This window comes from Streptomyces sp. NPDC006743 (genome assembly GCF_040703815.1).
GTDB lineage: Bacteria > Actinomycetota > Actinomycetes > Streptomycetales > Streptomycetaceae > Streptomyces.
In genome coordinates this window covers 1-7,491 of record NZ_JBEYJA010000111.1, presented here as the reverse complement: position 1 = coordinate 7,491, position 7,491 = coordinate 1, and the positions used below count along the sequence as shown (strand labels likewise).

The 7,491-nt window shown below is 71.9% G+C and carries 7 protein-coding genes; 5 read left to right on the top strand and 2 right to left on the bottom strand.

The annotated features are described in order from the left end of the window. Positions 1-229: hypothetical protein (locus tag ABZ719_RS36855; RefSeq protein WP_366729532.1), on the top strand; the 229-nt coding region annotated here is incomplete at its 5' end. Positions 230-827: 598 nt separating this feature from the next. Then, complete coding sequence (locus ABZ719_RS36850; RefSeq protein ID WP_366729531.1) at positions 828-1,505, top strand: GAP family protein; 678 nt, start codon at positions 828-830, stop codon at positions 1,503-1,505. A 171-nt stretch (positions 1,506-1,676) separates the two neighbouring features. Here the strand turns inward: ABZ719_RS36850 and ABZ719_RS36845 are convergent, their stop codons facing one another. Then, complete coding sequence (locus ABZ719_RS36845) at positions 1,677-2,225, bottom strand: TetR/AcrR family transcriptional regulator C-terminal domain-containing protein (RefSeq protein WP_366729534.1); 549 nt, start codon at positions 2,223-2,225, stop codon at positions 1,677-1,679. A 79-nt stretch (positions 2,226-2,304) separates the two neighbouring features. Between ABZ719_RS36845 and ABZ719_RS36840 the strand changes: the two genes are divergently transcribed. Next, entirely contained in the window at positions 2,305-3,561 is a 1,257-nt protein-coding gene (locus ABZ719_RS36840) for an FAD-dependent monooxygenase (RefSeq protein ID WP_366729530.1), read from the top strand. Positions 3,562-4,210: 649 nt separating this feature from the next. Further along, on the top strand, positions 4,211-4,918 hold the full coding sequence (locus ABZ719_RS36835) for a CBM20 domain-containing protein (protein ID WP_366729529.1): 708 nt from the start codon (positions 4,211-4,213) through the stop codon (positions 4,916-4,918). Between the two features lie 248 nt (positions 4,919-5,166). Here the strand turns inward: ABZ719_RS36835 and ABZ719_RS36830 are convergent, their stop codons facing one another. After that, entirely contained in the window at positions 5,167-6,273 is a 1,107-nt protein-coding gene (locus ABZ719_RS36830; protein ID WP_366729533.1) for a LacI family DNA-binding transcriptional regulator, read from the bottom strand. A 276-nt stretch (positions 6,274-6,549) separates the two neighbouring features. Here ABZ719_RS36830 and ABZ719_RS36825 point away from each other — a divergent pair, with 276 nt between their 5' ends. Continuing rightward, the gene (locus ABZ719_RS36825) at positions 6,550-7,428 is read left to right on the top strand and encodes an extracellular solute-binding protein (protein ID WP_366729528.1); all 879 of its coding nucleotides are present in this window, start codon (positions 6,550-6,552) and stop codon (positions 7,426-7,428) included. Positions 7,429-7,491 lie beyond the last annotated feature (63 nt).

Genomic DNA, 7,491 nt, shown 5'->3' with positions numbered 1-7,491 from the left:
CTATCCCGGGGCGGCGGTGCCGTTCGGGATGGTGCAGTTCTCCCCGGACACCGGGCACAACACCGGCTACGACCACTCCCAGAACCACATCCGGGCGCCCCCGCAGGCACACCCTGCGCGCCACCTACGTCCCCCGCGAGTCCACCGGCCCCGCGCCCGCCCGGGTACGGCGGCTGCGGGCGCCCGGGGTGTGACACGCCGGCGGGCCCGGTCCGCCGCGTCGCTGTGACGCCGGGTCGCTGTGACGCCGCGTCGCTGTGACGCCGGGTCGCTGCTGGGCGGGCGTACGGCGCGGGCCCCGGCGGCCTCGGCCCTCTCACGCACGCGCAACCGCCGTGCCGCGACGGGGTGGGGTGTCTGCCGCCCGAGGTGGGGCGCTGCCCGTCGCGTGGGGGCGGGGCGCCGCGCCATGGCGGGAGTGGCGTCACGACGTGGCGGAGTCGGTCGCCTGTATGCCCGGCGAGGTCGCGGCACCCCGCCGTGGCGAGGTCGGTCGCCCGCGCTCCCCGGGTGCCGTGGGCCCGTCTCAGGAACGAGGCCGGCAGCGGGGGAGCGGGAGCATGCGGGTGCGTGCGGCAAGGCGATGCCGGCCGCGCCCGGAACCGCTCCCGAGGACAGATCGAGCCGGGCGCAGGAAGATGGGACTGGGCCGTGCGTGCTGACCGCGGGATCGTGATCGTCGCCTTCCCGGTCAGCTCCTTGCGCACGGGTGAAGCCGGGGCGCGGCCGTCGCATCAGCCCCCGGCGGTTCCCACAGGCGGTCGGGGCGCCTGTCGCCTGTGCTCCACCCGATCGGATCGCCACCCTGAGCCCAGCTGGAGGCAACCATGGGCGCAGTCCTCGGTGACGTGCTGGGTCTCGCGGCCGGCGTCGCGGTCAGCCCGCTCCCCATCATCGCCGTCATCCTCATCCTGGCCACGCCCCGGGGACGTCGGAACGGCATCCTCTTCACCGTGGGCTGGATCCTCGGACTCGCGGTACTGGGCGCGGTGATGCTGGCGATCGCCTCCCCCGCGGGGGCCTCCGCCCACAAGCACCCGGCCACCTGGGTGGGAGCGCTCAAGCTCGCTCTGGGCCTGTTCCTCGTCGTCTTCGGCGCCCGGCAGTGGCGCCGGCGCCCGAAGGACCCCTCGCAGGCGAAACTGCCGAAGTGGATGGGCGCCATCGACCGCCTCACACCGGTCAAGGTCTTCGGACTCGGCACGGCCCTGGCCGCGCTCAACGCCAAGAACGCCCCGCTGACCATCGCCGCGGGCGCCGCGATCGGCTCGGCCGGTATTCCGGCCGGGCAGCAGATCGCATCACTGGCGGTCTTCGTCGTGATCGCCACGCTCGGCCTGCTGGTCCCGCTCGGCGTCTTCCTCCTCGGAGGGGAGCGGGCCAGGACGACGCTCGGAAACTGGAAGGACTGGGCGGCGCAGCACAATGTCGCCGTGATGGCCGTCCTCTTCTTCGTCCTCGGACTGAAACTGCTCGGAGACGGCATCTCGATCCTCACCTCCTGACACGCCACCACGCGCCGCGAGGCGATCCGGTGACGGACAGTGCCGCTGTGGCATGTGCGCTCCGGGACCGGCGCGGGCGGGATCAGCCGGCACTGCCCGCCCGCCTGCGACCAGCCTGCGACCCGGACGAGCAGAGCGTGCCGTGGAGCTGCGGGTGCGGGCGGGCAGGGCTCAGCGCGCGAGGCCGTTCAGGAGGAGGGCGAGGCCCGCCTCGAACGCCGATTCGTGATCGATCACCGGCATGCCGGCCGGCGGATCCGCGGCGTCCCCGGCACCGGTGTCCGCCTGTTCCTCCAGGACGCTGCCGACCGTGAAGCGGCTGGCGGCCAGCATGGCCATCTGCGCGTCCCGCTCGGGCACGCCGGAGGCGACGAGGAACTCCATCTTGCGGCGGATCCGGTCGAGGTCGTCCCCGGGGGTGCTGCCGGCGTGCAGCCGGGCGCCGTCCCGGTGCCTCAGCAGGGTGCGCCGGAAGCTGCGCGTGTTCTCCAGGAACCACTGGCGCCAGTCGTCGCCGGGCACCGGCAGCGGTTCGGCCGCGAGGGGCGCCATGGCCGCCTGCGCCATGGCGGCCAGGAGGTCCTTCTTGGTCCGGAAGTGCCAGTAGAGCGACGGCTGCTCCACGCCCAGCCGCTGCGCCAGGCGCCTCGTACTGACGGCGTCCAGCCCGACCTCGTCGAGCAGCCCGAGCGCCTCGGCGACCACGGTCTCACGGTTCATCTTCGTCACGTTGACAATCTATCGCTGATAGATGACGCTGAAGAAGAACCATTCACTGATAGATTTTGGGGTGAGGGGCATGACGAAGCGGGCGGGACCGGGGACGCGGTCACTGCGGATCCTGGTGGCCGGGGGTGGCGTGGCGGGGCAGGCCCTGGCCTTCTGGCTCACGCGGGGCGGCCACCGGGTGACCGTCGTCGAACGCTTCCCCGCGCTGCGGGCCACCGGGGCTCAGGTCGACCTGCGGGGGCAGGGCATCGAAGCCGTCCGGCGGATGGGGCTCCTCGACGCCGTCCGTGCCAGGCTCGTGGACGAGGCGGGCGTCGCCTTCGTCGACGCCTCCGGCAAGGCCAGGGCGACGATCATGGCCAACATCTCGGGGCGGGGACGGCAGACCCTCACGTCCGAGTACGAGATCATGCGCGGAGATCTGGTGCGCCTCCTGCACGACGCGACGAGGGACGCCACCGAGTACGTCTTCGGCAAGAGCGTGGACGGCTTCGAGCAGGACGCGCACAAGGTCCTCGCGCACTTCTCCGACGGGTCCAGCGGCGAGTTCGACCTCCTGATCGGCGCGGACGGGCAGGGGTCGCGCATCCGGCGAGCGCTGCTCCCGCAGGGGTTCGACCCCTACCGGCGCCTCGGCATTCACATGGCCTACTGGTTCGTCCCGCGCATCGCGTCCGACAGCAACGTCCGGGACACCTACATGGTCCCGGGCGGGCGCCAGATCATGCGCCGCAGCCACAACGCGGCCGAGACCCAGGCGTACTTCGTCCTGCGGGAGGAGTCCGCGCAGGCCTCGGCGATCCACCGCGCGCCCGTCGAGCGCCGGCAGGAGTTCTGGGCCGACAGGTTCCGCGACGCCGGGTGGCAGGCCGAGCGCTTCATCGACGGCATGGGGCAGAGCCCGTTCTTCTACTCCCAGGAGATCGTCCAGGTCCGCACCGGCACCTGGTCGAAGGGCCGCGTGGTCCTGGCCGGCGACGCCGCCCACTGCGCCTCCCCCTACAGCGGCATGGGTGTCTCCGGCGGCCTGGTCGGCGCCCATGTCCTGGCCGGCGAGATCAACCGGCATCCGGACGACCTGCCGACCGCCCTGGCGAACTACGACACCGTGCTGAGACCCTTCGTCGACGAGATCCAGGGCCACATCAGCCCGCGGCTTCTGCGCCTGGCTCTGCCGATGTCCCGGCGCGCGATCGGCACCTTCCAGGCCGCCACCGCGCTCGCCTGCCGCCTGCGCGTTCCCGACCTCGTCGCGCGCTTCTCGAAGGAGGACCGGGGCGGCGGCTGGCAGCTCCCCCGGGACCCGGCACCGAGCGGCGCAGGGTGAGTGCCGGATCAGCGGCGCAGGGTGAGTGCCGGGTCAGCCTCGGAACACGACGGCACGCGACGGCCTACGACGGCACTCGACGGCGCCGCCCCGCGATCTGACCGGCACCGTGGCGGGACGGGCGATGCCGAGGCGGCGCATCCCGGCGTGACGGGACCCTGACGGTATCTCTGGGTGCAAGGTATTTCAGAAAGTTTCTGCTGGACTCTCCTGCACTTCGGCGCGGGGTGCCGCCGGTTTCTGACCGATGTGCGCCGGAAGGCCGATGGCAGTACGGGCAGTTGACCGCCGTCTCATGAAAAGTTTTGCGTCATCTTGCGCAACGGCTGGACGGCCTCGGTGGGGCCGGGGCGGGGCTTGGAGATGGCCGGGGAATGGCACCGGGGAGGCGTTGCGGGGAGCCTCCGGGCCGGGCCGACCGGTGGGAGGGGAGTCCCGCTCCCAACTCCCCCTTTCGTTCAGATCTTTGACGAAGTGCCCGGGGGAATGGGTGCTATGCGGCCGAATCGCATCCCTTGCCGAACGCGCACCGCACTTTCTGTCACCTCATGACTCCAACTTGTGTTGGGATGTGCGCGGACGGCGGGGCGGTGACCCGTCTCCGCCCGCGGCGGCGTCCGCCGCCTCCTCCTTTGTCGGAAGGGATGTCATGCTCTCGATACGTACTCGGGTTCCGGCCGCCTGGCGGTCGGTGCTCATGCTCGGTGTGCTCCTCGCCGGACTTCTCGCCGGCACGGCCCCGCACGCCCGGGCGGCCACGACGGAGAACGTCTCCGTCACCTTCGGCGTGCAGGCCGTCATGGAGGGCGAGACCCTCCTGCTCTCCGGCAGCTCTCCCGAGCTGGGTGCCTGGGACCCCGCCAAGGCAGTCCCCCTCGGCACCACCCCCAGTGCCTACCCGCACTGGTCGACCAGCGTCCAGCTGCCCGTCGGCGTCACGGTGCAGTACAAGTACCTCAAGCGTTCCCCCGCCGGCACCGTGACCTGGGAAAGCATCCCCAACCGCACCCTGACCGTCTCCCGGGACACGCCGGGCAACGACGACCGCTGGAACGTCAGTCCCGTGGCCACCGCCTTCCACGCCACGGCCACCACCACCTGGGGCCAGGGCCTCTACGTCTGCGGCAACGTGCCCGACCTCGGTGCCTGGGACCCCGCCCGGGCCCTCCCCCTGACCACCGACTCCGCCGCCTACCCGATGTGGTCCGGCACCCACCAGCTGCCGCCCGGCACCGCCGTGCAGTACAAGTACCTGAAGAAGAACCCCGACGGCTCCGTCACCTGGGAGAACGGTGACAACCGCACCGTCGTCACCCCGTCCACCGGCACACTGACGCTCGACGACACCTGGCGCTGACCCGGCGGCACCGGGCCGAGGGGTATGGGACAGATACCCCTCGGACCCGGCATGCCAGTATCCCTCCCGGCCCTCGGGGCAGGACCGGTCCGGCGGGCTGACGGCCCATCACCCGCCGGTTCTTCACGAGGACTTCACGAGGGTTCTTCACGCCGGCGCCTGACCAAGGTGCGCTCGCCGGCGTCTGACGGGGGCGCGCCCGCCGGCGCCTGACGAAGGCGCGCCGGCCGGCGCCTGGTGGGGGCGCGTCACACCCCTCTCCCCGGTGCCGCACTCTTCGCAGGCCCGGCGGGCCCGGAGCGCTCCGGGTCCGCCCCCGCTTCAGCGGCTCGACTCCGCCCGCCCGCCCCGACCGTGCTCTCCCGCACCAGCAGCCGGTGCGGCGCCCTGGTGTCGGCGGGCGGAGGGGCCGAGCCGTCGATGATGCCCAGCAGCGTGCCGACCGCGCTGCGGGCGATGTGCGTCTTGTCCGGGGCGATCGTGGTCAGGGAGGGCGAGCTGTACTGGCCCTCCTGGATGCCGTCGACCCCGACGACGGCGATGTCGTCGGGCACCCGCACGCCCGCGCGCGTCAGGGCGTTCATCGCCCCGATGGCCAGCAGGTCGTTGTAGCAGAACACCGCGTCGGGCGGCTCGGGCAGGGCGAGCAGGTGCTCCACGGCCTGCGCGCCGAGGCGGCGGTGGAAGCGCTGGGTGGGGACGATCAGCTCCTCGTCGGCCGTCAGTCCCGCCCGCTCCAGCGCCTGGCGGTACCCGATCGTACGCAACTGCGCCGTCTCGCCGGTGCTGTACGGCTGGTCGCCGATGGCCGCGACGCGCCGCCGGCCGAGGCCCAGCAGGTGCTCCGTCGCCTCCCGGGCCGCGGCGATGTTGTCGATAGCCACGTGGTGGAAACTGCCGTTGAAGATGTGCTCGCCGAGCAGGACGAGCGGCACCCGGTTGGTGCGGCTGCGCAGCTCCTCCGCCGAGATGGTCAGCGGGCTCAGCAGCACACCGTCGAACATCGTGGCGCGTGACTCCCGGCCCAGCAGCTCCCGTTCGCGCTGTCCGTCGCCGTCGGTCTGGTCGAGCATGACCACGTACCCGTGGGCGCGGGCGGCGGTGATGACCTCCCGGGCCAGCTCGGCGAAGTACGGCACGTCGAGTTCCGGTACGACGAGGGCGATCATCCCGCTCCGGCCCCGGCGCAGGTTGCGGGCCACCAGGTTCGGCCGGTAGTCGAGTTCGTCCAGCGCCGCCTGCACCCGGGTGCGCAGTTCGTCGGAGACGGGCACCGAGCCGTTGACCACGTTGGACACGGTGCGGATCGAGACCCCGGCGCGTCGGGCGACGTCGCGGAGCGTGGAGCCGGCCATCCAGTTCCCCCTCACGGCCCTCACGGGCTCATTCCTAGGCAGTATCGCTGGTCGGCGCCGGTGCGGACCACCGCTGACGCAGGTTGATGTTACTCAGGTATTGCATCGTTGCAATAAGCGCAGCATCATCTCTGCATCGTTGCAGAGCAGTTGGCGGTGACCGCGGGCTGCCGTGCCGATGACGCCTGCGCGCCTTCCCTCCACCGTGCACGCGCCCAGGCCCGGCCGGCCCCCCGCGACCGCGTTCCCGCCCTTCCGACACCAGGAGCCGACCTCATGTCCAGACCGTCCGTCCCGCGCCGCAGCGTCCTGCGCGGCGCCCTCGGCGCCGGCGCGCTCGCCGCCGCCGCAGGCCCCCTCGCGGCCTGCGCCCCCGGCTCCTCGGCGTCCGCACCGCGCAAACTCACCGGTACGCCCAGCGCCTCCGCCAAGGGCGAGATCACCATCTGGAACCGCTCGGGCGACCTCTTCAAGGTCTTCGAATCGGCCATCGACGCCTTCCGCAAGGCGTACCCCGGCGTCAAGGTGAACCACCAGGCCGTCGACATCGACAACAAGCTCGCCAACACCCTGATCAGCGGCACCGACGTGCCGGACGGCAGCTTCTGGGACGACGCCAAGATCGGCAGCCAGGCGGAGCACCTGTACGACCTCACGGACCTGATCGCCCCCTACCGCGACAAGACCTCGGCGTACAAACTCTCCGTCAACACCGTCGACGGCCGCATCTACGGCGTGCCCTGGGACCTCGACCCCGGCTTGCTCTGGTACCGCGAGGACCTGCTGGAGGACGCCGGTGTCGACCCCGCGGGTCTGAAGACCTACGCCGACCTGCTGACCGCGGCCCGCTCACTGCGGGAGAAGAACCCCGCCGCCCGTCCGCTGCACATGGAGAAGGACCCCTTCCTCGGCCAGTTGTGGCTGGAGATGCTCGCGGGCCAGCAGGGCACCAGCCTCGCCGACGCGCACGGCAAGGTGCGCCTCGACTCCAAGGAGTACCGCACCATCCTCAACTGGATCCGGGACGCCGTCGACGACGACCTGGTCACCCACGCCGAATACCTCAAGCAGGCCGACCTCGCCGCCCTGGAGAACGGGCAGCAGGCCCTGGTCCCCTGGGCGGTGTGGTGGTCCTTCACCAGCGGGAAGTCCTAGGGACGGACACCCCGTTATCTTCTTCGCGGTCCTGCAAGAGGGCCGCTGGCCTCCGGGCCCGGT